The following is a 21,644-nucleotide window of genomic DNA, read 5'->3' on the forward strand; positions in this document are numbered from 1 at the left end:
GAAGATCACACCCCCGCCGCCCCCAGCAAGGCCCCCACCGCATACGTCACCCCCATCGCCAGCGCACCCCCGCACACGTTCCGCAGAACCGCCCGCCGAGGTGCCGCGGCCCCCAGCCGGGCGCTGCTCCAGCCCGTGCAGACCAGCGCGACCAGGACCGACACCACCGTCACCGGCACGCGCCAGTCGGCCGGCGGGAGCACGATCGCGAGCAGGGGCAGCAGCGCGCCTGCGGTGAAGGCGAGGAAGCTGGCCCAGGCCGCGTGCCAGGGGTTGGTGAGGTCGTCGGGGTCGATGCCGAGCTCCACGCGCGCGTGGGCCCGCAGGGCGTCGCGTTCCGTCAGCTGGACGGCGGCCTCGCGGGCCACCTCGCGGGTGAGGCCGCGCTCCTCCAGCAGCTCGGTGAGTTCCTCCAGTTCGGCCTCCGGCTGTTCGCGCAGCTCGCGTCGCTCCTGCGCGAGGGCCGCCTTCTCGGAGTCGCGCTGGGTGGACACCGACACGTACTCCCCCGCCGCCATCGACAGGGAGCCGGCCAGCAGACCGGCCAGACCGGCCGTCAGCAGCGCCGAGCGGTCGTCGGTGGCGCCGGCCACGCCGACGACCAGGCCCGCGGTGGAGACGACGCCGTCGTTGGCGCCGAGCACGGCGGCGCGCAGCCAGTTCAACCGGGAGCCGAGGCTGCCCTCGTGGGTCTCGCGGTGGGGTGGTTCCGCCTCGGGTCGCGTCTCACGTTCCGTCACGGGAGGGAGGATGACATCAGGTGGGTCACCGGTGTCGGCGGCGCCCCGTATCCTCAATGACCATGCTCGCAGACCAGACGACCGCAGCGTCCTCCCCCACGGAGTGGCCGGCCGCGTATCCCCAGGGGTACGCGGTCGTTGACGTGGAGACCACCGGACTGGCCCGGGACGACCGGATCATCTCGGCCGCCGTGTACCGGCTGGACGCGCGCGGTGAGGTCGAGGACCACTGGTACACGCTGGTCAACCCGGAGCGCGACCCGGGTCCGGTGTGGATACACGGTCTGACGAGCGAGGTGCTGGAGGGCGCGCCCCTCTTCCAGGAGGTGGCCGAGGAGTTCGCGGAGCGGCTCGCGGGGCGGGTGCTGGTGGCGCACAACGCGGTCTTCGACTGGCAGATGATCGCCCGGGAGTACGCGCGCGCGGAGCGCGAGGCGCCGGTGCGGCAGCGGCTGTGCACGATCGCGCTCTCCAAGGAGCTGCGGCTGCCGCTGCCCAATCACAAGCTGGAGTCGCTCGCGGCGCACTTCGGTGTGGTCCAGCGGCAGGCGCACCACGCCCTCGACGACGCGCGGGTCCTCGCGGAGGCGTTCCGGCCGAGTCTGCGGGCCGCGGCGGCGGGCGGGGTGCGGCTGCCGCTGCTCGAGTGCCGGCCGCTGACGGAGTGGACCGACGGTCCCTCGGCCCGCATCGGACGCCAGGGCGGCGGGGGTTACGGCGGCGGCTACGGCGGCCGGTCGAGCAGCTGGCGGCCGTCGCGCAAGCGGCCCGTCTGTCCGCACCCGAACCCCGGGCGGTACGAGGACGGCAGAAGGCTCAAGCAGGGCATGCGGGTCGCCTTCTCGGGCGACACGTCCGTGGACCGCGAACTGCTGGAGGACCGGGCCACCGAGGCGGGGCTGCATGTGGCGACCAGTGTGTCCCGGCTGACCAGCCTGCTGGTCACCAACGATCCCGACTCGGGTACGTCGAAGGTGGTGAAGGCGCGGCAGTTCGGGACGCCGGTCCTGGACGAGGCGGCGTTCGGGCAGCTGCTGCGCGATGTCGAGGCCGCCGACGGGTGAGCCGTACGTACGGGTGATTGCCGGGCGACTCGCCCGCCGCCCGCTCGCCCGCACGGGGGTGAGCGCTCACCCTGTGGCGCATGGCGAGATGCGAAGTTTGCGGCAATGACTACGGAATGACCTTCGAGGTGCACGCGCAGGGCGCCGTGCACGTCTTCGACTGCTTCTCCTGTGCGATTCATCGCATGGCCCCGATCTGCGAGCACTGCCGGGTCCAGATCATCGGCCAGGGCGTCGAGGTCGAGGGCCACTGGTACTGCGGCGCCCACTGCGCGCGGGCCGAGGGGAAGGCGGGCATCATCGACCGCGTCTGACGGCCCCCGGCCTCGGACGATCGGCACCCCCTGCGACAGCGCCCCACGGCCCGAGAGGTACGGTCGTGGGGTGTACCGCTTCCTGTTGTCCCGGCAGTGGGTGATCCTCACGCTGGTCGCCCTGCTGCTCATCCCCACGATGATCCGGCTGGGCTTCTGGCAGATGCACCGCCACGACGAGCGCGCCGCGCGCAACCAGCTCGTCACCGACGCGCTGTCCGCCAAGCCGGTGCCGGTGGAGCGGATGACGTCCCCGGGACACACCGTCACCCGTGACCAGCGCTACCGCGCGGTGACCGCGACGGGCACCTTCGACACCGCGCACGAGGTCGTCGTACGGCGCCGGGTCAACGCCGACGAGACGGTCGGCTTCCACGTCCTGACCCCGTTCGTGCTGACGGACGGCAAGGTGCTGCTGGTCAACCGGGGGTGGATCCCGGCGAACGGCGCGAGCCAGACCGCGTTCCCGAAGATCCCCGCGCCGCCCGCCGGCGAGGTCACCGTCACGGGGCGGCTGATGCCCGACGAGACGACCGCGGCGAGCGGCATCAAGGACCTCAAGGGGCTGCCGGACCGGCAGATCATGCTGATCAACAGCGAGGAGCAGGCCCGGCGGCTCGGTGCGCGGGTGCTCGGCGGGTACATCGCGCAGACGGCGCCCGAGCCGAAGGGGGACACCCCGCAGCTGGTCGGGAAGCCCGGCAGCGAGGACGCGGCGCTGAACTACGCGTACGCCATCCAGTGGTGGCTGTTCGCCGCGGGCGTCCCCGTGGGCTGGGTGGTCCTGGTGCGCCGGGAACGCCGGGAGCGTGACGCGGCGGCCGCCTCGGCCCAGGAGAAGGAAGCGGCGCCGACCGCGGTGTAGCGGCCCTCAGGCCCGGCGGTGGTGCGCCAGGCTGTCCCGCCAGTACCCGAAGGTGCGTTCCGGATCGGGCAGCAGGTCCCACGGGTGGCGGGTCATGTGGCGGCCGATGCGCCGGAAGACGGGGGCGGCCTCGTCCGGCCGGTGGGCGCGGGTCAGCGCGAAGGCGAGGAGATTGAGGTCGGCGACGGCCTCGGCGTGGGCCGGGGCGGCGGTGTCGAACCAGCCCGTGAGGGCCAGGTCGATCTCCTGGACCGCGCGCGGTTCGCTCCAGTTGACATGCGCGCCGAGGGCGTCGAGGGGGGACGCCGCGCCCCGATGGGCCGTCAGCTCGACGCGGGCGGCGACGGGGAGCAGGGCCACGGGTGACCCGTGCGGTGCGCGGGCGGCGGCCTGCCAGGCGAACTCCATCATGTCCGGGAGCGTCCCGTGTCCGCGCGGGGAGAGGTATCCCAGCAGCCGGTGGTAGGCGGTCCGGTGCCAGGGCGCCCGTCGGACGGCCTCGCGCCACACGGGCACCGCGTCCTGCACGGGTACGGCGCAGGAGTGCATCAGGGACAGCAGGGCCAGCCACGGCGTCGGGTCCTCGGGGCAGGTGTCGGCGGCCCGCAGACAGGTCCGTTCGGCCGCGCGCACGGCGGCGCGGCCCTCGGCGGGCGCGCGGATCGTCTCCACGTGGGCCCGCAGGACCAGGGCGTCCCCGTCGTCGGGCCGGTCGGCGGACCAGCGCTGCGAGACCACGGCCGGGGCGTGCCCGGCCAGGACCGGGACCCGATGCGCCCTGCGGTCCCAGTCCCGTCCGGTGCCGCGCAGCAGCCGGGCCGCCGGCTCCCAGACGGGGCGCGTGGTGCCCGCGCCGAGCCCGTGGAGCTGCTGGGCGGGCCGGAGTTCGGCGAGGGTCGCGTGGAGCGGGTCGTCGTCGAGCGCGGGACGGATCAGCAGGGAGGACCGGCGTCTGAACATGTTTTCGTTCCCCGGGTGACGGAGGGCGGTGGAGCGGGCGGGCGTGCCTGCGCAGGCACGCCCGCCCTTCGGAGCGTCAGCAGCAGCGGCCGGGGGACTCGGCCTCGCGCCCCCGCGTGCGCATCCGCTGGTACTCCCGGCGGGTCGGTACCGGGGCCTGCGGATGGTGGCGGCGGTGCCGGGCGCAGTAGCGGTCGTACTCGGCCTCGCCGGTCAGTTCGCGCACGTACCAGCGCAGGACGTCCACCGCCCTGCGGACGACGGTCATGAGCCGGCCCCCACCAGCGGCTCACTGTCGCGGGACGCCGGTCCCTCGATCCGGGAGGCGACGTACGGCGTCTCGGTCGTCGGCAGCGGCCCGCCCGCCCCGAGGGCCCGTACGCAGACCACCGCGCAGTTGACCAGGACGATCGTGACCAGCAGCAGGAAGACCGCCATGAGGACGCCGTCGACGGTGTTGTTGAGGACGATGGTGTGCATGTCGTCCAGGTCGGTGGCGCCGGGCAGGAGCTTGCCCGCGTCGGCGGCGTCGGCGTAGACGTCGCGCTGGGCGAAGAATCCGATCTTCGGGTTGTCGGAGAACACCTTCTGCCAGCCGGCCGTGAAGGTGACGGCCACGACCCAGGCCAGCGGGGCGCCGGTCACCCAGGCCCAGCGTGCCTTGCCGGCCTTGACGAGCATGGTCGTGGTGACGGCGAGGGCGACCGCGGCGAGCAGCTGGTTGGCGATGCCGAAGAGGGGGAAGAGCTGCTTGATCCCGCCCAGCGGGTCGGTGACGCCGGCGTAGAGGAAGTAGCCCCAGGCGCCGACGACGAGGGCGCTGGTGATCCAGATGCCGGGCTTCCAGGTGACGCGGCCGATCGGCTTCCAGACGTTGCCGAGCATGTCCTGGAGCATGAAGCGGCCCACCCGGGTGCCCGCGTCGACGGTGGTGAGGATGAACAGCGCCTCGAACATGATCGCGAAGTGGTACCAGAAGGCCTTGAGGCCGCTGCCGAACACGCTGGAGAAGATCTCCGACATGCCCACCGCGAGGGTGGGGGCGCCGCCGGAGCGGCCGACGAGGGTCTGTTCCTCGACGGCCTTGGCGGCCGCGGTCAGCTGGTCGGGGGTGATGGCGAAGCCGAGGCCCTTGACCGCCTCGGCGGCGCTCTGCGCGGTGGGGCCGAGCAGGGCGGCCGGGGAGTTCATGGCGTAGTACAGGCCGGGTTCGAGGACGCACGCGGCGATCAGCGCCATGACGGCGACGAAGGACTCCGTGAGCATCGAGCCGTAGCCGATGAGCCGGACCTGGGACTCCTTCTGGATGAGCTTGGGGGTGGTGCCGGAGGAGACCAGGGCGTGGAAGCCGGAGAGGGCGCCGCAGGCGATGGTGATGAAGAGGAAGGGGAAGAGGGATCCGGCGAAGACGGGTCCGGCGCCCGTGGAGGCGAACTCGGTGACCGCGCCCGCCTTGAGGGTCGGGGCCGCGACCACCACGCCGACGGCCATGAGGGCGATGGTGCCGACCTTCATGAACGTCGACAGGTAGTCCCGGGGCGCCAGGAGCATCCACACCGGGAGCACGGAGGCGACGAAGCCGTAGCCGACCAGGCAGAGGACGAGGGTCTCGGGGCTCCAGACGAAGTAGTGGGCCAGGGAGGAGTTCTGGATCCAGCCGCCGCCGAGGAGGGCGAGCAGCAGCAGGGCCACGCCGATGACACTGGTCTCCACGACCCGGCCGGGCCGCAGATAGCGCAGGTAGAAGCCCATGAAGAGGGCGATCGGGATGGTCATGGCGACCGAGAAGGTGCCCCAGGGGGACTCCGCCAGGGCGTTGACGACGACCATCGCCAGCACCGCGAGCAGGATGATCATGATGGCGAAGACGCCGATCAGGGCGGCGGCGCCGCCCACCCTGCCGATCTCGTCCCGGGCCATCTGCCCGAGGCTCTTGCCGTCCCGGCGCATCGAGAGGAACAGCACGATCATGTCCTGGACGGCACCGGCGAAGATCACCCCGCTGATGATCCAGATCGTGCCCGGCAGATAGCCCATCTGCGCGGCGAGCACCGGGCCGACCAGCGGTCCGGCGCCGGCGATGGCCGCGAAGTGGTGGCCGAACAGCACCCGGCGGTCGGTGGGGTGGTAGTCCACCCCGTCCTCCAGCCGCTCGGCCGGGGTGGCCCGGCCGTCGTCGACCTGGAGGACCCGGCGGGCGATGAACCGCGAGTAGAAGCGGTAGGCGATGGCGTACGAGCCGAGCGCGGCCACCACCAGCCAGACCGCGGAGATCTCCTCGCCCCGGGAGAGCGCGAGGACGCCCCAGGCGACGGCGCCGAGCAGGGCGACACCGGTCCACAGCGCGAGGGACTTCAGTGACATACGTGATTTTTCCGGCGTGGGACGGCCGGTTTCGGGCAGGGCTGACGCAGGCATGGCGGCTCCTCACCTGGGCGGTGCGGTACGCCTCGGGACCCGAGGCGGGCGAGATCGGCGACCGGTGCCAGCGGTGACGGCTCTCCCGTCCGCTGTCGGTCTGTGCAAGAGTTGCCCACCCCCCGGCACCGGTTGACAGCGCATCCCCGAGCAATGTCCAGAAGATTTCCCGCAGGATTTCCCGCCGTTCCCGTCAACCGGGCGGGCCCCTCGCGCAACTGGACCGGTGAGGGCTCAGGCACACCAAAGGCGGTGACCCATGGCCGACGGCGCCATGACGACGACGTTCCTCGCCGTGATCGGCGGGGCGTCGCTGCTCGCCGTGACCGCGCGCCGGCTGCGCCCCCGTGACCGGCTGCCCGACCTGGAGGGCTGGGCGCTGGCCGACCGTTCCCTCGGCCCCGTGTGGACCTGGCTGCTGCTCGGCGGCACGATCTTCACCGCGTACACCTTCACCGCCGTGCCGGGACTGGCGTACGGCAACGGGGCGCCCGCGTTCTTCGCGGTGCCGTACACGGTGATCGTCTGCCCGCTGGCCTTCGTGCTGCTCAGCCGGTTGTGGGAGGTGGCCCGGCGGCACGGCTACGTCACCGCCGCCGACTTCGTACGGGGCCGCTACGGCTCGCCGCCGCTGGCCCTCGTCGTGGCGCTCACCGGGATCCTCGCCACCATGCCGTACCTGGCGCTGCAACTGCTGGGGATACGGGCGGTGCTGACCGCCGGGGGCGTGTACCCGCGCGGCGCGGCCGGGGACCTGGTGATGGTGGCGCTGTTCGCGGGGCTGGCGGTGGCGACGTACCGGCACGGACTGCGGGCACCGGCGGTGATCTCGGCGCTGAAGGCGGTGGCGGTGTTCGTGTCGCTGACCGCCGTGTGCTGGCTGGTGCTGCGGCGGCTCGGCGGGCCCGGCCCGGTGTTCGAGGGCGCGGCCCTGCGACTCGGCGGCACGGACGTGGCCCACTCGCCGCTGGTCCTCACCCCCGCCCAGCAGCCCGCGTACGCCACCCTCGCGCTCGGCTCCGCGCTGGCGCTGCTGATGTACCCCCATGTGCTCACCGCCGGGTTCGCCGCCGACGGACCGCGCACCCTGCGCAAGGTCGCGGTGGCCCTGCCCGCGTGGACGGGGCTGCTCGCCCTGTTCGGCTTCCTCGGGGTCGCGGCGCTCGCGGCCGGGGTGCGCGCCCCGGCGGGCGGCGCCGAGGCCGCCGTACCGATGCTGGTCGACCGGCTGATGCCGGGGCCGCTGGCCGGGCTGGTGTTCGCCGCGATCACCGTGGGGGCGCTGGTGCCGGCCGCCGTGATGTCGATCGCGGCCGCCACGAGCTTCGTCCGCAACGTCTACGTCGAGTACGTCCAGCCCACCGCCACCCCCAAGCGACAGGTGCGGATCGCCAAGGCGGTGTCACTGACCGCGAAGGCCGGGGCGGTGGCGTTCGTGTTCGGGCTGCGCGACCAGGACGCCGTCAATCTGCAGCTGCTGGGCGGGGTGTGGATCCTGCAGATCTTCCCGGCCGTGGCGGTGGGACTGTTCACCGGACGACTCCATCCGCGCGCGCTGCTCGCCGGCTGGGCGGCCGGCATGGCGGCCGGGACCGTCCTGGTCGTCCGCGAGGGCTTCTCCTCCATCGTGACCCTCGGGTTCGGACCGCTGGAGATCTACGCCGGGCTCGCCGCCCTGCTGCTCAATCTGACCGTCGCGGTGACCGGCACCGCGGTCCTGGAACGCCTCGGCGTCACCCGCGGCGCCGACACCACCGACCTGCCCTCCCGCCTCACCGTCAGGCGGCCCCGTACGACGGGAGCGAACCACCCGTGAGACGCAGACAACCCCTCCCGGCGCACGTCGCGGAGACCTACGCCGAGCCGCTCGCGCCCGTCGTGAGCGACCCGGCGGAGCGGGAACGCGAGGCCGGGCTCGCCCGGCTGTTCGAACTGCACTACGCCTCGATGCTGCGGCTCGCCGTACTGCTCGGCGCCGACGACCCGGAGAACGTGGTCGCCGAGGCCTACTACCAGATCTACCGGAAGTGGCGGCGGCTGCGGGACGTCCAGGCCGCCGAGGCCTATCTGCGCTCCACGGTCTGCAATCTGACCCGGATGCGGATACGGCACCTCCAGGTCGCCCGCCGGCATGTCGAGAGCCCGCCGGAGCTCCCCGACGAGACGGTCGCCTCCGCCGAGAGCGCCGCGCTGCTCCGTGACGACCAGCGCGTCCTGATCGACGCCCTGCAACAGCTTCCCGCCCGGCAGCGCGAGGCGCTCGTGCTGCGCCACTGGCTGGGCCTGAAGGAGAGCGAGATCGCCGCCGCGATGGGCATCTCCTGCGGGTCGGTCAAGACCCACACCTCACGCGGCCTCGCCGCACTCACCCAGGCGATGGAGGCCCGGCGATGAAGGACACCGGACCCGACGCGATGAACGACACCGGACCCGACTCGATGAAGCACACCGGACCCGAGGCCGTGAACGGCACCGGCCCCGGACCCACCCGGACCGAGCGGGAGCTCCAGGACGCGCTGGACGCGCTCGCCGGAGGGGTGCGGCCCGCGCGCCCCCTGCCCGACGCCTACCGCACCGCGCGCGGTGAGTGGCTGCGGCGCGAGCGGCGGCGCAGGCTCGTGCTGGCGGTGCTGATCGCCGTCGTCTTCACGCTGGCCACCCTGATCGGTCTGTGGGTCCTGAACCAGGCGCCCGCCCATCCCGGGGTGATCTTCTCGGGGACGGGTGACGCGGTGGGCCGGGCGTCACTCCCCCGGCCGCACCCGTGATTGCCGGCCCGGCCCGCCGGGAACCCGCAATGGCGTGCACCCCCGCATCGAGGACTACGCCCTCATCGGCGACGAACAGACCGCCGCCCTGGTCGGCCGGGACGGCTCGGTCGACTGGCTCTGTCTGCCCCGCTTCGACTCCGCCGCCTGCTTCGCCCGGCTGCTCGGCGACCGGCGCAACGGCCACTGGCGCATCGCGCCCAAGGGCGTCGAGGGTGTCTGCACCCGCCGCGCCTACCGCCCCGACACCCTCGTCCTGGACACCGAGTGGGAGACCGACGGGGGCGCGATCCGGGTCACCGACCTGATGCCGCAGCGCGACCGCCATCCCGATCTGGTCCGGATCGTCGAGGGGCTGCGCGGCCGGGTCGCCGTCCGCAGCGAACTGCGGCTGCGCTTCGACCACGGCTCGATCGTGCCGTGGATGCGCCGCGCGGACGGCCACCGGGTGGCGATCGCCGGGCCGGACTCGGTCTGGCTGCGCAGCGAACCGGCCGTGCGCACCTGGGGCGAGGACTTCGCCACCCACTCCGAGTTCACCCTCGGGGCGGGCGAGTCCGTCGCGTTCGTCATGACCTGGCACCCCTCGCACGAACGGCGTCCCCCGCTGATCGACCCGCGGGAGGCGCTGCGCTCCAGCGTCGAGGACTGGCGGGCGTGGGCCGCGCGCTGCCGCTACGACGGCCCGCACCGCGACACCGTGGTCCGCTCCCTGATCACCCTGAAGGCGCTGACCTACCGGCCCACCGGAGGCATCGTCGCCGCCCCCACGACCTCCCTGCCCGAACAGCTGGGCGGGGTGCGCAACTGGGACTACCGCTACTGCTGGCTGCGCGACTCCACCCTCACCCTGGGCGCGCTGCTGGAGGCCGGCTACCACGACGAGGCGGAGGCCTGGCGGGACTGGCTGCTGCGGGCCGTCGCGGGCGACCCCGCCGATCTTCAGATCATGTACGGGCTCGGCGGCGAGCGCCGGCTGCCCGAGTTCGAACTGCCCTGGCTGTCCGGCTACGCGGGCTCCAGCCCCGTACGCGCCGGCAACGAGGCCGTGAACCAGCTCCAGCTCGACGTCTACGGCGAGGTCATCGACTCGCTGGCGCTGGCGCGCGCCGCGGGCCTGCCGACGAAACCTCATGTGTGGGCGATCCAGTGCGCGCTGATGAGCTGGCTGAGCGAGAACTGGCGGCAGCCGGACGAGGGGCTGTGGGAGGTGCGCGGGGGCCGCCGCCAGTTCGTGCACTCGAAGGTGATGGTGTGGGTGGCCGCCGACCGGGCGGTCCGCGCGATGGAGGAGAACCCGGCGCTGCGCGGGGACCTCGCGGGCTGGCGGGCGATGCGCGACGAGGTGCACCGGGAGGTGTGCGAGAAGGGCTACGACCCCGAGCGCAACACCTTCACCCAGTCCTACGGCTCGCGTGACCTGGACGCCGCGCTGCTGCTCATCCCGCGTCTCGGGTTCCTGCCGCCGGACGATCCGAGGGTGGTCGGCACGGTCGACGCGGTCCGCGCCGAGCTGGGGCACGGCGGTCTGGTGCGCCGCTACAGCACCGACGGGACGACGGTCGACGGTCTGCCCGGGGACGAGGGGACCTTCCTGGCCTGCTCGTTCTGGCTGGCGCACGCGCTCCAGGAGACGGGCCGCCCCGAGGAGGGGCGGGAGCTGTTCGAACGGCTGGTCGGCCTCACCAACGACGTGGGTCTGCTGGCCGAGGAGTACGACCCCGTCGCCGGCCGTCATCTCGGCAACTTCCCGCAGGCCTTCAGCCACCTCGGCCTGGTGAACACCGCCCTCGCCCTGTACGGGGGCGAGCAGGCAGGATAGGGGCCATGGATCTTGGACTGAAGGACCGGGTGTACGTCGTCACCGGGGCCACGCGCGGGCTGGGCAACGCGGCGGCACGGGAGCTCGTCGCGGACGGCGCGAAGGTGGTCGTGACGGGGCGGGACGCCGAGCGGGTCGCGCACGCGGCGGCCGAACTGGGGCCGAACGCGGTCGGGGTGGCCGTGGACAACGCCGATCCACAGGCGGCGGAGCGGCTGATCGCCACCGCCCGGGAGACCTTCGGCGCCCTCGACGGGGTGCTGGTGAGCGTGGGCGGGCCGCCGCCGGGGTTCGTCGCGGACAACACCGACGAGCAGTGGCGGTCGGCGTTCGAGTCGGTGTTCCTCGGGGCGGTGCGGCTGGCACGGGCGGCGGCGGCCGAGCTGGAGCCGGGCGGGGTGATCGGGTTCGTGCTGTCCGGGTCGGTGCACGAGCCGATCCCGGGGCTGACGATCTCGAACGGCCTGCGGCCGGGTCTCGCGGGCTTCGCCAAGTCGCTCTCCGACGAGCTGGGGCCGCGCGGCATCCGGGTCGTGGGGCTGCTGCCGGCGCGGATCGACACGGACCGGGTGCGGGAGCTGGACGGACTGTCGGCCGACCCCGAGGCGACGCGGGCGGCGAACGAGTCCCGGATCGCGCTACGGCGGTACGGCAGGCCGGAGGAGTTCGGAAGGACGGCGGCGTTTCTTCTGTCTCCGGCCGCGTCCTACCTCACCGGGATCATGGTGCCGGTGGACGGGGGGATGCGGCACGGGTTCTGAGCGTTGCGTTGCCGGGTGCGGGTGTGTGGGGGCTTGTCGCGCCCGCGCGGCGGAGCCGCAGATCGACACAGCCCCGCGCCCCTGGAAGCCACAGGCCAAAAGCCTCAGCTCACCCTTGCCGCCTTGTGCTTGGCCGCCTTCATCGTGACGTCCGCGGGGAGTCTCTTCAGGGCCGCCGAGTCCCGGGCGTGGGCCAGGGACTCGTTGGTCAGTTGGTTCAGGGCCGACCCTGGGTCCACATGGGGTTCCAGGCGCAGGCGTACCCGGGTCTCGGGGGCGTCCCTGCGACCCGTCAGGTGGACCTCGGCGTGGGCCACCCCCTCCAGACTGCCCGCGTCGGCCGCGAGCACGGACTGCAGGGCACGGCCCCGCAGCAGGGCGCCCGCGCCGTCGCCGGTGTCGACCAGGACCTCGGCGAGCCGGCGGCGGCGCAGCACGGACGTGAGCCACCACAGGGCGAGCAGGACGAGGACAGCGAGGACGGCGATGACCGTCGGCCACCACCAGTCCTCGTCCCTCCACTTGGTGCGTTCGGCGGTGCTGAGCAGGACGTCGTGGGGGCCGTCGTGGATCCACCAGGAGGGCGGCCGGACCCCAAGGCCCACGGCCAGCACCGCGCCGCCGACGGCGAGGAGCACCAGCCCGAGGAGACCGAGCAGCACCCGGTTGACGGTCCTGAGCATGCCCCTCACCCCTTCTTCCCGGGCCGCCGCACATGCACCGTCAGATGCGGCGGCCGTACGAGGCCCAGTCCCCGGATCGCCCGGGTCAGCACGGTGTCGAGGTCGGCGTACACGGCGTCCAGGTCGCGGAAGTGGGAGAGCACGCGGACGTCGGCCCTGCGCCGGTGGGCGCGGACCCGCACCGACTGGACTCCGGCGACCTCCATGGCCCGGTCGCGCAGCACCAGCGCCACGGCGTCCCGGTGCAGGCCGGCCCGTACGTCGGGGTGGATGCGGCGCATCGGCAGGACGGCCCGCAGGCCCGGGGTGACGGCGAGCAGGATCAGCCACAGGCCGAGGGCCGCCGCGACACCCGCGCCGACGAGCACCCAGGTGTCGTCGAGAGGGCGTTCGGCGAGCTGGGTGGCGAGTTCGCGGCGCCAGGCGAGCGCGGCCCGGCCGGCCCGGACCGCGCAGACGTCGTAGAGGAAGGCGCCCGTGACGACGAACAGCACGGCCGCCACGATCGCCGCCGGGACGCGGCGCGCGGACCAGAAACGGTGCACCTCGCCGGTGCCGTGCGCCTCGGGCGGGTCGCCCGCCCGTGGGGGTTTCTCCAGGACGGGCAGGGGGGTGGTGGCCTCCGAGCCGCGGGGCTCGCTCATCGCGTCCTCCCGTGTGGCGCGCCGTGGGCCTCCGTCAGATGCAGCTTCTCCACCTGGACGGCGACCTCCGGAACCTGCATTCCCACCAACGCGCCTACCCGCTCGGCGACATGTCGACGCACCGCCTGGCAGCGGGGGCCGATGTCGGTGGGGTAGTCGAGTTCGAGGTGGACTCGGAGGTGCGCGGCGTCGATGGGGGTCCCCCCGCTCGAACTCGGTTGAGAGTGGGGGCGGATGACGACGGTGGCGTGGGGGCGGGCCGCGCCGGGGGCCAGCGGGCGGATCGCCTCCAGGGCGGCCTGGGCGGCGATCTTCGCCACGACCCGGTCCGCGATCCGGGTCGCGCCGCGCTCGTCCGGCGGGACGTCGGCGGGCCGTCGGGGGGCCGCGCCGGTCGCCTCGCTCATCTCCGTCACCTGCGGCGGTCGTCACGTGTGCGGAAGAAGTCCCCGATCTCCATGTCGCCTTCCAGGAGCCTGCCGACGACGAACCCGATGGCGCCGAGGGCGGCCACCAGGAGGAAGGCACCGAATCCGCCGAAGTATCCGGCGAAGCCCAGTGCCATGCCGGCGATCATCCCGACAACGGCCCTGCTCATGCTGTGTTCCTCCGCTCGTCGGCCGGTACGTCACTGGATGCGGGGCTCAGGCTCCTCGTCCTCCTCCTCGGGGAGCTTCACGTCGCTCACCGCGATGTTGACCTCGACGACCTCCAGGCCGGTCATCCGCTCCACGGCCGCGATCACGTTCTCCCGGACGTCCCGGGAGACCTCGGTGATCGACACTCCGTAGTCGACGACGATCTCCAGGTCGAGCGCGGTCTGCACCTCGCCGACCTCGGCCTTGACGCCGCGGGTCACGGACTTGGCCCCGCCGGGCACCCGGTCGCGCACGGCGCCGAAGGTCCGGCTCAGGCCGCTGCCCATCGCGTGGACGCCGACGACGTCCCGGGTCGCGAGGCCCGCGATCTTCTCCACCACGCCGTCGGCGATGGTGGTCCGCCCCCGGGTCGAGGGGTCACCGCCGCCGCGCCGGGTCGGCTTGCGGGTGGAGACGGTCTCGGTGCCGCCGTCCATGCCCTGCGTCCGGGTCTGCTCCGTTGCCTCTGTCATGGCCGTACGTCCTTCTCGGTCGTCGTCCCTTCGACCACGGTAAGCGCCGTTGCCCCGCCGCGCCCCGGGGATGCGGCAGGCTGGAGGAATGGACGGGTCGACGAGTGCGACGAATGCGGTACGGCATCGGCTGGGCCTGGGCAGACTGCTGCCCCTGGGCGGCCCGCGCGACGGGGCGTGGATCGCGGAGGAGGCGGCGAACGGCGTACTGCGGGCGGCGGTCCGGGAGGTGCCGGGGGTGCGGCTCGGGGTGCTGCGGCTGGCGCCCGCCGATCCGGGGAACGCGGAGGAACCCGTCGTACCGCCGCCGCCGAGCGGGCTGCCGCCGGGGGCCCTGCGGGTGACGGCGGACTTCGCGGCGGCGCCCGCGCGGCCGCTGCCTGCGACGGCGGACCTGGTGCGGCGGGCGCTGGCGACGGCGGCGGCCCGGCGGCTCGGGCTGACGGTCACGGAGGTGGACCTGCGGGTGACGGACCTGCTCGACGGGGACGAACCCGCCCCGGAACCGGCGGCGCCCCCGGCCGCGGCGCCCGCCGGGCCGTCCCTCACCGGCGAGGAGGCGCTCGCGGCGGAGGCGGCCCGGTCCGTGCCGGGGGTGACGGGCCTGACCGGGGCGCTGGGCAGGGCGGTCCACCTGGAGAGCGTCGAGGACCCGGCCGTCGCGGCGCTGCCGCACCGGCACGCCCGGGTGGAGATCACGGTCGGCGCGGACCACCGGGCCGTGGACGTGGCCCGGCGGGTCCGCGCGGCGGTGGGCCGGGCCCTACCGGATCACCCGACGGTCGCGGTGCTGGTGACGGGGGTGAGCTGACGGGCGGTGACCTGTGGGCGGTGAACTGGTGGGCGGCGCCCGTCAGTCGCCGAGGCCTGCCAGGTCGCGCAGCCGCCGGGTCTGGGCGGCCCGCTCGGCGGCGCGCTGCTCGTCGTAGGTGCGGTCCGCGGCACCGCGGAGCAGCGCCTTGGTCTCGATGACGGCCTCGCGCGGCGCGGCCAGCAGCGCGGTCGCCAGTTCCCGGGCCGCCGCGTCGAGTTCCGCCGCCGGCACCGCGCGGTTGGCGAGCCCGGAGTTCACCGCCTCCTGTGCGCCCACGAACCGCCCGGTCAGGCAGATCTCGGCGGCGCGGCCGTAGCCGACGAGGGAGACGAGGGGATGCGTGCCGGTCAGATCGGGCACCAGGCCGAGGCTGGTCTCGCGCATGGCGAACTGCACGTCGTCGGCGACGACGCGCAGGTCACAGGCGAGCGCGAGCTGGAAGCCCGCGCCGATGGCGTGCCCCTGGACGGCGGCGACGGTCACCACGTCGTTCCGTCGCCACCAGGTGAAGCCCTCCTGGAACCCGGCGATGGCGGCGTCGAGTTCGGCGTCGCCGCTGCGCGCGAGATCGATGAAGGAGGGTTCGCCCTCGATCCCCTCGGGCGTGAACATCTGCCGGTCGAGGCCGGCGGAGAAGGACTTGCCCTCGCCGCGCAGCACGACCACCCGGACGGAGCCGGGCAGCAGCCGCCCGGCCTCGGCGAGCGCCCGCCACATCGCGGGGCTCTGCGCATTGCGCTTGGCCGGGTTGGTCAGCGTCACCGTGGCGAGCGCGTCGTCGACGGTGAGCCGTACGCCGTCCTGGTCGAGCAGGGGAACGAGTTCCTGGTCGGGCGTGGCCATGGGGCGCCTCCGGTGCGTGCGGTCAGTCAGCGGTCAGCTGGTGAACAGCTAAGTGACTGCACAGTAACCACCCGGCCGATCGGTGAACCGACCGGGTGGCACCATCGAAGCCGGCGGGCCGCCCGGGTCAGGACGAGGCGGCCTTCTTGCCTCGCGTCGCACCGCCACGCCCACGGAGCGTGACGCCCGACTCGCTGAGCATCCGGTGTACGAAGCCATACGAGCGGCCGGTCTCCTCGGCCAGCGCCCGGATGCTCGCACCGGAGTCGTACTTCTTCTTCAGGTCTGCCGCGAGCTTGTCGCGCGCGGCGCCGGTCACCCGGCTGCCCTTCTTCAGAGTCTCGGCCACCCGTGCCTCCTCATGGGAAGTGCGCTCTGGTCCCCTCATGATCACCCCTCCGGGGCCCGATGGCCACCCATTCGGCAAGGTCCGTGCGAGAGGGTTTTGACGACAGGAGCGCGTCCCCACAAGTGGAACCTGTGATTCCACCCGGAGATGTTCGTACGGCCGAACGGGTTGTTGCGCGAAGTGGCAGGTCAGGGACGCGCGACGGCCGATCCCTTGTCGACAAAGGGATCGGCCGTGACTTGGATGTAGGACACACGTCGATACGAGGAGATCTCACACAGATGGTGGATCACCTATGGGCCGAATGATCCAATACAGATGATCAAGCGAGCGCGACGAGATCCGCGTAGTCGGAACCCCACAGGTCCTCGACGCCGTCGGGCAGCAAAATGATCCGCTCGGGCTGGAGCGCCTCCACCGCGCCCTCGTCGTGGGTGACGAGGACGACCGCGCCCTTGTAGGTACGCAGCGCGCCGAGGATCTCCTCACGGCTGGCGGGGTCGAGGTTGTTGGTGGGCTCGTCGAGCAGCAGGACGTTCGCCGAGGAGACCACGAGGGTCGCCAGGGCGAGGCGGGTCTTCTCACCGCCGGAGAGGACACCGGCGGGCTTGTCGACGTCGTCACCGGAGAACAGGAACGAGCCGAGCACCTTGCGGACCTCGACCAGGTCCAGGTCGGGGGCGGCGGAGCGCATGTTCTCGAGGACACTGCGCTCCGGGTCCAGGGTCTCGTGCTCCTGGGCGTAGTAGCCGAGCTTGAGGCCGTGACCGGGGCGGACCTCGCCGGTGTCGGGCTGCTCCACGCCGCCCAGCAGCCGCAGCAGGGTGGTCTTGCCGGCGCCGTTGAGGCCGAGGATGACGACCCGGGAGCCCTTGTCGATGGCGAGGTCGACGTCGGTGAAGATCTCCAGCGAGCCGTACGACTTCGACAGTCCCTCGGCCATCAGCGGGGTCTTGCCGCAGGGCGAGGGCTCGGGGAAGCGGAGCTTGGCGACCTTGTCGGACATCCGGACCGCCTCCAGACCGGCGAGCAGCCGGTCGGCGCGCTTGGCCATGTTCTGCGCGGCGACGGTCTTGGTGGCCTTGGCGCGCATCTTGTCGGCCTGCGAGTGCAGGGCGGCGGCCTTCTTCTCGGCGTTCTGCCGCTCGCGCTTGCGGCGCTTCTCGTCGGCCTCGCGCTGCTGCTGGTAGAGCTTCCAGCCCATGTTGTAGACGTCGATCTGGGAGCGGTTGGCGTCCAGGTAGAACACCTTGTTGACGACCGTCTCGACCAGGTCGACGTCGTGGGAGATGACGATGAAGCCGCCGCGGTAGGTCTTGAGGTAGTCGCGCAGCCAGACGATCGAGTCGGCGTCGAGGTGGTTCGTCGGCTCGTCGAGCAGGAGCGTGTCCGCGTCGGAGAACAGGATGCGGGCGAGCTCGACCCGGCGGCGCTGACCGCCCGAGAGGGTGTGCAGGGGCTGGCCGAGCACCCGGTCGGGCAGGTTGAGGGCGGCGGCGATGGTGGCGGCCTCGGCCTCGGCGGCGTACCCGCCCTTGGTGAGGAACTCCGTCTCCTGGCGCTCGTACTGCCGCATGGCCTTGTCCCGGGTGGCGCCCGAGCCGTTGGCGATGCGCTGCTCGTTCTCCCGCATCTTGCGGATGAGGACGTCGAGGCCGCGCGCGGACAGGATGCGGTCGCGGGCGAGGACGTCGAGGTCGCCGGTGCGCGGGTCCTGCGGGAGGTAGCCGACCTCGCCGGAGCGGGTGACCTGGCCCGCGGCGGGGATGCCCTCACCGGCCAGGACCTTGGTCAGCGTCGTCTTGCCCGCGCCGTTGCGCCCGACCAGGCCGATGCGGTCGCCCTTGGCGACACGGAAGGAGGCACTCTCGATGAGGATGCGGGCACCGGCGCGCAGCTCGATGCCGGAGGCGGAGATCACGGTCAGACTCCTGTGCGGGGTCGGTGGCGGGTTGGGCGGCTGAGGACGTTCCCGCCGTCTAATGCGCGAGGAGAATGGCCATGAGGCCAGTCTAACGGCCCCGTGCAAGCACTTTTTCTGGGTTCAGGTGTTCGATCTTGACGAGGGAGTGATCTGCATGACAGGCGCGAGCGGCCGCCCGAGCGTCTACCCCACGTTGCTGTACGCCGACGCGAAGGCGGCGATACGGCAGCTCACCGAGGCCTTCGGGTTCACCGAGCTGTCGGTGTACGAGGGCGAGAACGGGGCCGTGATGCACGCCGAGCTGGTGCAGGGCAACGGCGCGGTGATGCTCGGCTCGAAGGGCCGCGGCGGGGTTTTCGACACGGCGATGAAGGACGCGGGCCCGGTCGGGGTGTACGTCGTCGTGGACGACGTGGACGCGCACCACCGCCGGGCCGTGGAGCAGGGCGCCGAGGTCCTGATGCCCCCGACGGACCAGGACTACGGCTCCCGCGACTACCTGGCCCGCGATCTCGAGGGCAACATCTGGAGCTTCGGCACGTACGCGCCGGACATCCAGACCTGACTCAGCCGCCCGTGTGCACCTGGAAGGCGGCCCGGCGCACGGCCTTGGCCAGCGCCGGGTCGGGGTGCGCGGCGGCCAGCGCCACCAGCACCTGCACGGTGCGGGGGTGTCCGACGGCGCGCACCTCGGCGAGCAGTGCGGGCACGGTCGGCTGGAGCGCGGACTCCAGGTGCCGGACCAGCATCGGGGCCTCGCCGTGGTCGGCGACCGCGGCCGCGGTGTCCACCCACAGCCAGGTGGCCTCCTCGCGGGTGAGCACCTCGTGGGCGTCCTCGGGGTCGACGCCGTCGTGCTCGGCGAGCCAGAGCAGTGCGTACGGTCTGAGGGCGGCCACCTCCACGACGGCCCGGACGTCGGGCTCGGCGGGGGCTCCAACGACGCGCAGCGCCTCGAAGGCCAGGCCGCGCAACAGGGCGTCCTCGCCGCGGGCGGCGACGAGCAGCTCGGTGACGGCGCTGCCGACGGGACGGGCGGCGAGCCAGGCGCGGTACTCGGCGCGGGCCGCGTTGGGGCGCAGCTGGGCGCAGCCGCGCAGCATGTCCTCGGCGGCCTGCTCGATGTTGCCGGCGGGGCTCTGCGCGGCCACGCAGATCTGCTCCAGCTTGACCCACACCGCCCAGTTGCCCAGCGGGGTGAGGGTGGCCTGGCCGTCGCCGCAGGTGAGGGCGCCGACGGAGGCGAGCGCGTGCAGGGCCCAGTCCAGCAGGGGGGCGAGTTCGGCGTCCCGGGCGGGCTCCGCCGGGTCGGCGTCGGCGGAGGGCCCGGGGGCGGCGGGGGCCGGCGGACCGGCCGCGTCGGCGGCGTAGGGGACCTCGCAGCGCTCGGTGCGCAGCTCGGTGACGCGCTGGCGCAGCAGGTCCAGCAGCTGGTCCACGGGGACGGGCCCGGCGGACAGCTGGAGGAAGGAGAGCACCTGGGGCATCGCCGAGACGACCTCGGCGACGGCCGCGGGCTCCTCCTCGGCGGGTTCCGGGGTGGCGAGGGACCAGGCGTCGAACAGGGCGACCCAGCCGCGCAGGACGGCGGTGTCGTCGCGGTCCCAGGCACGCAGCCGCCAGCCGGGGCGGGCGCTGTCGCCGTGCACCTCGACGAGGCCCGCCAGCCGGGCGGTGTCCCAGTCGTGGCGGACCTGGTCGGAGGTCAGGGCCAGATCGCGGGCCGCGCGTTCCGCGGTCTGGCCGGAGAGCGTGGCCTTGCCGTCGGCGGTCGCGGCGTCACCGCCGGGGCCGAGGGCGCTGTCGGCCCAGCGCGCGACACGGGCCGCGGCGGCCAGACCTGAGCGTGCCATTCTGGCCAGCTCCGCCGGGGCCGGAGTGCCCTCCGGGGGGCGGGGCGCGGGGCGGCGCGGGCGCCGCTGGTTCACAGCTGTGGGGGCGGCGGCCAGGGGTCGCGGGCGGACGAGTCGAAGCCTGGAGTCGCGCGGGATACGGGACGTCACGGGTGCAGTCTTCCGGTTGACGGTCCGAAAACCCAAACGGAATGTCACGGCGGGCGACGGGACTGGCCAACGCACGGGGTCCGAGGAGCGGCGAGGAGACGGGTTCAGGCCAGTGGTACGGGCTTAAACGGAACCTTCGGGACCGGTCCGGTGGGGACGGGGCGCGCGGGTCAGCTGAGGGGGGTGAGGAAGCGGCGGAGTGCCTCCTCGTAGTCCTTGGGGCCGGCGTTCCACATGGCGCCGTGCGGGGCCCGGGCGACGGTGTGGAGGGCGACCAGGTCGGGGCGGCGGGCGGCGAGACGGCGGGAGACGTGCCAGGGGGCGACGGTGTCGTCGGGGCCGTGGAAGATCAGCGTCGGGACGGTCAGCCGGGCCGGGTCGGCGATGTCGTCGCCGTGGCCGTCGGGGGTGGCGTGCAGACCGGTGCGGCCCTGGGCGGCGCGGACGGCGAGCGGCAGCAGTACACCGGGGGTGTGCCGGGCGGCGGCGAGGGCGCGCAGGGTGGACTGCCAGTCCAGGACCGGGGAGTCCAGGACGAGCCCGGAGACGAGGTCGCGCAGTCCGGAGCGGGCCGCGGCGCGCAGGGCCATGGTGGCGCCGGTGGACCAGCCGAGCAGGACGAGGCGCTCGGCGCCGTAGCGGACGGCGTAGCGCATCGCCGCGTCCAGGTCGCGCCACTCGGTCTGGCCGAGGTGGTTCAGGCCGTCCGTGGGGCGGGGGGCGCCGAGGTCGCCGCGGTAGGACAGGGCGAGCACGGGGAAGCGGCGGTGGTGCAGGAAGCCGAGGAGGTTCAGGGCCTGCTCGCGGGTGGTGCCTAGGCCGTGCACCGCGATGACCCAGGTGCGGCGGGCGCCGGGGACGAACCAGGCGGGCAGGTTGCCGAGTTCGCCGGGGACGTCGACGTCGGCGTGGTCGAGGCCCAGGGTGCCGCTCGGGGTGCCGACGTAGAGGTTGGGGGTGAGCCAGACCGCGTCGCCGGGGTCGAGGGTGCCGTGCGTCACGCGGTCGAGGCGGCGTACGACGGTGTCGGCGGAGTGGGCGGCGCCGGAGATCACGGGGCCGACGACGGCGTGGGAGCCGTCGCCGGCGAGGCCGTAGGTGCCGGGGCGCAGGGTGGCGAGGTGCCGGGTGAGGGTCACCTGGCCGGCGGCGGTGCCGTGCACGGTGAGCCGGGGTTCGGTGGGCAGGGGACGGCCGGGCGGCGCCTTGAGTGCGGCGTCGCTGGCGAGCCGGCCGGCGGCGACACTGGCGGCGCCGGCGGCCAGGGCTGCGGTGACGGCGGCGGCCGTCGCGGTGACAGTGCGCACCTGTCCAGTGTCCTGGCCATTCCTCTTCACGGCCAGTGGGGGCAGGGGCGGGGGTGAGGTGAGGTGGGGGTGCGGGAAGGTCCGGCACCGCCGCTATGCACCGCCGTGGCTGGGCACCGCCGCGGCGGGAAGAAAGCACCGGCTGGAGAGGGGACGGCCGGAGTGGGGACTGCGGGACGAAGGCACCGGCCGGAGAGGTGGCGGCCGAGCCGAAACGGGGGGCCGGGGTGCGGGAGGGTTCGGCACCGCCGGTG

At 73.5% G+C, this 21,644-nt stretch carries 24 protein-coding genes; 10 read left to right on the plus strand and 14 right to left on the minus strand.

Features of this window, described 5'->3' with window-relative positions:
- Positions 1–5: 5 nt before the first annotated feature.
- Positions 6–740: a VIT family protein gene (locus tag ABZ490_RS24585; RefSeq protein ID WP_358993608.1), complete on the minus strand. Its 735-nt coding sequence runs from the start codon at positions 738–740 to the stop codon at positions 6–8.
- A gap of 62 nt (positions 741–802) precedes the next feature.
- Between ABZ490_RS24585 and ABZ490_RS24590 the strand changes: the two genes are divergently transcribed.
- The 3 genes from ABZ490_RS24590 (at position 803) to ABZ490_RS24600 (ending at position 2,983) form a co-directional block, all read left to right on the plus strand.
- On the plus strand, positions 803–1,804 hold the full coding sequence (locus ABZ490_RS24590) for a DEDDh family exonuclease (protein WP_358993611.1): 1,002 nt from the start codon (positions 803–805) through the stop codon (positions 1,802–1,804).
- Between the two features lie 80 nt (positions 1,805–1,884).
- Positions 1,885–2,118, plus strand: coding sequence for a hypothetical protein (locus ABZ490_RS24595; protein WP_079061473.1), 234 nt, complete (start codon positions 1,885–1,887; stop codon positions 2,116–2,118).
- Positions 2,119–2,188: 70 nt separating this feature from the next.
- Positions 2,189–2,983: an SURF1 family protein gene (locus tag ABZ490_RS24600; protein ID WP_358993615.1), complete on the plus strand. Its 795-nt coding sequence runs from the start codon at positions 2,189–2,191 to the stop codon at positions 2,981–2,983.
- Positions 2,984–2,989: 6 nt separating this feature from the next.
- Here the strand turns inward: ABZ490_RS24600 and ABZ490_RS24605 are convergent, their stop codons facing one another.
- The 3 genes from ABZ490_RS24605 to ABZ490_RS24615 form a co-directional block, all read right to left on the minus strand.
- Positions 2,990–3,943 carry a hypothetical protein gene (locus ABZ490_RS24605; protein WP_358993618.1) on the minus strand — a complete coding sequence of 318 codons (954 nt, stop codon included), beginning with the start codon at positions 3,941–3,943 and terminating at the stop codon, positions 2,990–2,992.
- A 76-nt stretch (positions 3,944–4,019) separates the two neighbouring features.
- A complete protein-coding gene (locus tag ABZ490_RS24610) occupies positions 4,020–4,211 on the minus strand; it encodes a YbdD/YjiX family protein (protein WP_358993621.1) in 192 nt (63 codons plus the stop codon).
- On the minus strand, positions 4,208–6,361 hold the full coding sequence (locus ABZ490_RS24615; RefSeq protein WP_358993623.1) for a carbon starvation CstA family protein: 2,154 nt from the start codon (positions 6,359–6,361) through the stop codon (positions 4,208–4,210). Before ABZ490_RS24615 ends, ABZ490_RS24610 begins: the two co-directional genes overlap by 4 nt.
- A 259-nt stretch (positions 6,362–6,620) precedes the next feature.
- Between ABZ490_RS24615 and ABZ490_RS24620 the strand changes: the two genes are divergently transcribed.
- The 5 genes from ABZ490_RS24620 to ABZ490_RS24640 all read left to right on the plus strand — a co-directional run bounded on the left by ABZ490_RS24620 (position 6,621) and on the right by ABZ490_RS24640 (position 11,712).
- On the plus strand, positions 6,621–8,177 hold the full coding sequence (locus ABZ490_RS24620) for a sodium:solute symporter (RefSeq protein WP_358993626.1): 1,557 nt from the start codon (positions 6,621–6,623) through the stop codon (positions 8,175–8,177).
- Positions 8,178–8,239: 62 nt separating this feature from the next.
- Positions 8,240–8,755 (plus strand): sigma-70 family RNA polymerase sigma factor, encoded by a 516-nt coding sequence (locus tag ABZ490_RS24625; protein ID WP_358993925.1) that lies wholly within the window; start codon positions 8,240–8,242, stop codon positions 8,753–8,755.
- 44 nt (positions 8,756–8,799) lie between these two features.
- Positions 8,800–9,129: a hypothetical protein gene (locus ABZ490_RS24630; RefSeq protein WP_358993928.1), complete on the plus strand. Its 330-nt coding sequence runs from the start codon at positions 8,800–8,802 to the stop codon at positions 9,127–9,129.
- 34 nt (positions 9,130–9,163) lie between these two features.
- Positions 9,164–10,951: a glycoside hydrolase family 15 protein gene (locus ABZ490_RS24635; protein WP_358993629.1), complete on the plus strand. Its 1,788-nt coding sequence runs from the start codon at positions 9,164–9,166 to the stop codon at positions 10,949–10,951.
- A 5-nt stretch (positions 10,952–10,956) separates the two neighbouring features.
- Positions 10,957–11,712: an SDR family oxidoreductase gene (locus ABZ490_RS24640; RefSeq protein WP_358993631.1), complete on the plus strand. Its 756-nt coding sequence runs from the start codon at positions 10,957–10,959 to the stop codon at positions 11,710–11,712.
- Positions 11,713–11,816: 104 nt separating this feature from the next.
- Here ABZ490_RS24640 and amaP read toward each other — a convergent pair whose 3' ends face one another.
- From amaP to ABZ490_RS24665, 5 genes are read right to left on the minus strand one after another with little or no spacing between them, the layout of a single operon-like run.
- Positions 11,817–12,395, minus strand: coding sequence for an alkaline shock response membrane anchor protein AmaP (gene amaP / locus ABZ490_RS24645; RefSeq protein ID WP_358993634.1), 579 nt, complete (start codon positions 12,393–12,395; stop codon positions 11,817–11,819).
- 5 nt (positions 12,396–12,400) lie between these two features.
- Positions 12,401–13,039, minus strand: a complete 639-nt coding sequence (locus ABZ490_RS24650; RefSeq protein ID WP_358993636.1) for a DUF6286 domain-containing protein — start codon at positions 13,037–13,039, stop codon at positions 12,401–12,403.
- Positions 13,036–13,446, minus strand: a complete 411-nt coding sequence (locus ABZ490_RS24655; RefSeq protein WP_358993639.1) for a hypothetical protein — start codon at positions 13,444–13,446, stop codon at positions 13,036–13,038. Before ABZ490_RS24655 ends, ABZ490_RS24650 begins: the two co-directional genes overlap by 4 nt.
- Before the next feature lie 5 nt (positions 13,447–13,451).
- Positions 13,452–13,637 (minus strand): hypothetical protein, encoded by a 186-nt coding sequence (locus ABZ490_RS24660; protein ID WP_358993642.1) that lies wholly within the window; start codon positions 13,635–13,637, stop codon positions 13,452–13,454.
- Between the two features lie 30 nt (positions 13,638–13,667).
- Complete coding sequence (locus ABZ490_RS24665) at positions 13,668–14,150, minus strand: Asp23/Gls24 family envelope stress response protein (protein ID WP_358993644.1); 483 nt, start codon at positions 14,148–14,150, stop codon at positions 13,668–13,670.
- A gap of 88 nt (positions 14,151–14,238) precedes the next feature.
- Here ABZ490_RS24665 and ABZ490_RS24670 point away from each other — a divergent pair, with 88 nt between their 5' ends.
- Positions 14,239–14,961, plus strand: coding sequence for a nucleopolyhedrovirus P10 family protein (locus ABZ490_RS24670; RefSeq protein ID WP_358993647.1), 723 nt, complete (start codon positions 14,239–14,241; stop codon positions 14,959–14,961).
- A 42-nt stretch (positions 14,962–15,003) separates the two neighbouring features.
- Here ABZ490_RS24670 and ABZ490_RS24675 read toward each other — a convergent pair whose 3' ends face one another.
- The 3 genes from ABZ490_RS24675 to ABZ490_RS24685 all read right to left on the minus strand — a co-directional run bounded on the left by ABZ490_RS24675 (position 15,004) and on the right by ABZ490_RS24685 (position 18,077).
- Complete coding sequence (locus ABZ490_RS24675; protein WP_358993650.1) at positions 15,004–15,807, minus strand: enoyl-CoA hydratase/isomerase family protein; 804 nt, start codon at positions 15,805–15,807, stop codon at positions 15,004–15,006.
- Positions 15,808–15,934: 127 nt separating this feature from the next.
- On the minus strand, positions 15,935–16,156 hold the full coding sequence (locus ABZ490_RS24680; protein ID WP_004002281.1) for a helix-turn-helix domain-containing protein: 222 nt from the start codon (positions 16,154–16,156) through the stop codon (positions 15,935–15,937).
- A 322-nt stretch (positions 16,157–16,478) separates the two neighbouring features.
- Positions 16,479–18,077 (minus strand): ABC-F family ATP-binding cassette domain-containing protein, encoded by a 1,599-nt coding sequence (locus tag ABZ490_RS24685; RefSeq protein WP_358993653.1) that lies wholly within the window; start codon positions 18,075–18,077, stop codon positions 16,479–16,481.
- A gap of 157 nt (positions 18,078–18,234) precedes the next feature.
- On the opposite strand from ABZ490_RS24685, the gene ABZ490_RS24690 reads away from it, so the two are divergent.
- Positions 18,235–18,645 (plus strand): VOC family protein, encoded by a 411-nt coding sequence (locus ABZ490_RS24690; protein WP_358993657.1) that lies wholly within the window; start codon positions 18,235–18,237, stop codon positions 18,643–18,645.
- Position 18,646: 1 nt separating this feature from the next.
- On the opposite strand, the gene ABZ490_RS24695 is transcribed toward ABZ490_RS24690, so the two are convergent.
- Together ABZ490_RS24695 and ABZ490_RS24700 are read right to left on the minus strand one after the other, a co-directional pair.
- The gene (locus ABZ490_RS24695) at positions 18,647–20,083 is read right to left on the minus strand and encodes a hypothetical protein (protein ID WP_358993660.1); all 1,437 of its coding nucleotides are present in this window, start codon (positions 20,081–20,083) and stop codon (positions 18,647–18,649) included.
- A 170-nt stretch (positions 20,084–20,253) separates the two neighbouring features.
- Positions 20,254–21,390: an alpha/beta fold hydrolase gene (locus ABZ490_RS24700; protein WP_358993663.1), complete on the minus strand. Its 1,137-nt coding sequence runs from the start codon at positions 21,388–21,390 to the stop codon at positions 20,254–20,256.
- Between the last annotated feature and the right edge of the window lie 254 nt (positions 21,391–21,644).

This window comes from Streptomyces sp. NPDC005811 (assembly GCF_040630405.1).
GTDB lineage: Bacteria > Actinomycetota > Actinomycetes > Streptomycetales > Streptomycetaceae > Streptomyces.

Excerpts from the sequence above, each read along its gene's own strand:
- ABZ490_RS24590 (WP_358993611.1), top strand. The coding sequence starts at position 803 with ATGCTCGCAGACCAGACGACCGCAGCGTCCTCCCCCACGGAGTGGCCG.
- ABZ490_RS24595 (WP_079061473.1), top strand. The coding sequence starts at position 1,885 with ATGGCGAGATGCGAAGTTTGCGGCAATGACTACGGAATGACCTTCGAG.
- ABZ490_RS24605 (WP_358993618.1), bottom strand. The coding sequence starts at position 3,943 with ATGTTCAGACGCCGGTCCTCCCTGCTGATCCGTCCCGCGCTCGACGAC.
- ABZ490_RS24610 (WP_358993621.1), bottom strand. The coding sequence starts at position 4,211 with ATGACCGTCGTCCGCAGGGCGGTGGACGTCCTGCGCTGGTACGTGCGC.
- ABZ490_RS24615 (WP_358993623.1), bottom strand. The coding sequence starts at position 6,361 with ATGCCTGCGTCAGCCCTGCCCGAAACCGGCCGTCCCACGCCGGAAAAA.
- ABZ490_RS24620 (WP_358993626.1), top strand. The coding sequence starts at position 6,621 with ATGGCCGACGGCGCCATGACGACGACGTTCCTCGCCGTGATCGGCGGG.
- ABZ490_RS24630 (WP_358993928.1), top strand. The coding sequence starts at position 8,800 with ATGAAGCACACCGGACCCGAGGCCGTGAACGGCACCGGCCCCGGACCC.
- ABZ490_RS24640 (WP_358993631.1), top strand. The coding sequence starts at position 10,957 with ATGGATCTTGGACTGAAGGACCGGGTGTACGTCGTCACCGGGGCCACG.
- amaP (WP_358993634.1), bottom strand. The coding sequence starts at position 12,395 with ATGCTCAGGACCGTCAACCGGGTGCTGCTCGGTCTCCTCGGGCTGGTG.
- ABZ490_RS24650 (WP_358993636.1), bottom strand. The coding sequence starts at position 13,039 with ATGAGCGAGCCCCGCGGCTCGGAGGCCACCACCCCCCTGCCCGTCCTG.
- ABZ490_RS24655 (WP_358993639.1), bottom strand. The coding sequence starts at position 13,446 with ATGAGCGAGGCGACCGGCGCGGCCCCCCGACGGCCCGCCGACGTCCCG.
- ABZ490_RS24660 (WP_358993642.1), bottom strand. The coding sequence starts at position 13,637 with ATGAGCAGGGCCGTTGTCGGGATGATCGCCGGCATGGCACTGGGCTTC.
- ABZ490_RS24665 (WP_358993644.1), bottom strand. The coding sequence starts at position 14,150 with ATGACAGAGGCAACGGAGCAGACCCGGACGCAGGGCATGGACGGCGGC.
- ABZ490_RS24670 (WP_358993647.1), top strand. The coding sequence starts at position 14,239 with ATGGACGGGTCGACGAGTGCGACGAATGCGGTACGGCATCGGCTGGGC.
- ABZ490_RS24675 (WP_358993650.1), bottom strand. The coding sequence starts at position 15,807 with ATGGCCACGCCCGACCAGGAACTCGTTCCCCTGCTCGACCAGGACGGC.
- ABZ490_RS24690 (WP_358993657.1), top strand. The coding sequence starts at position 18,235 with ATGACAGGCGCGAGCGGCCGCCCGAGCGTCTACCCCACGTTGCTGTAC.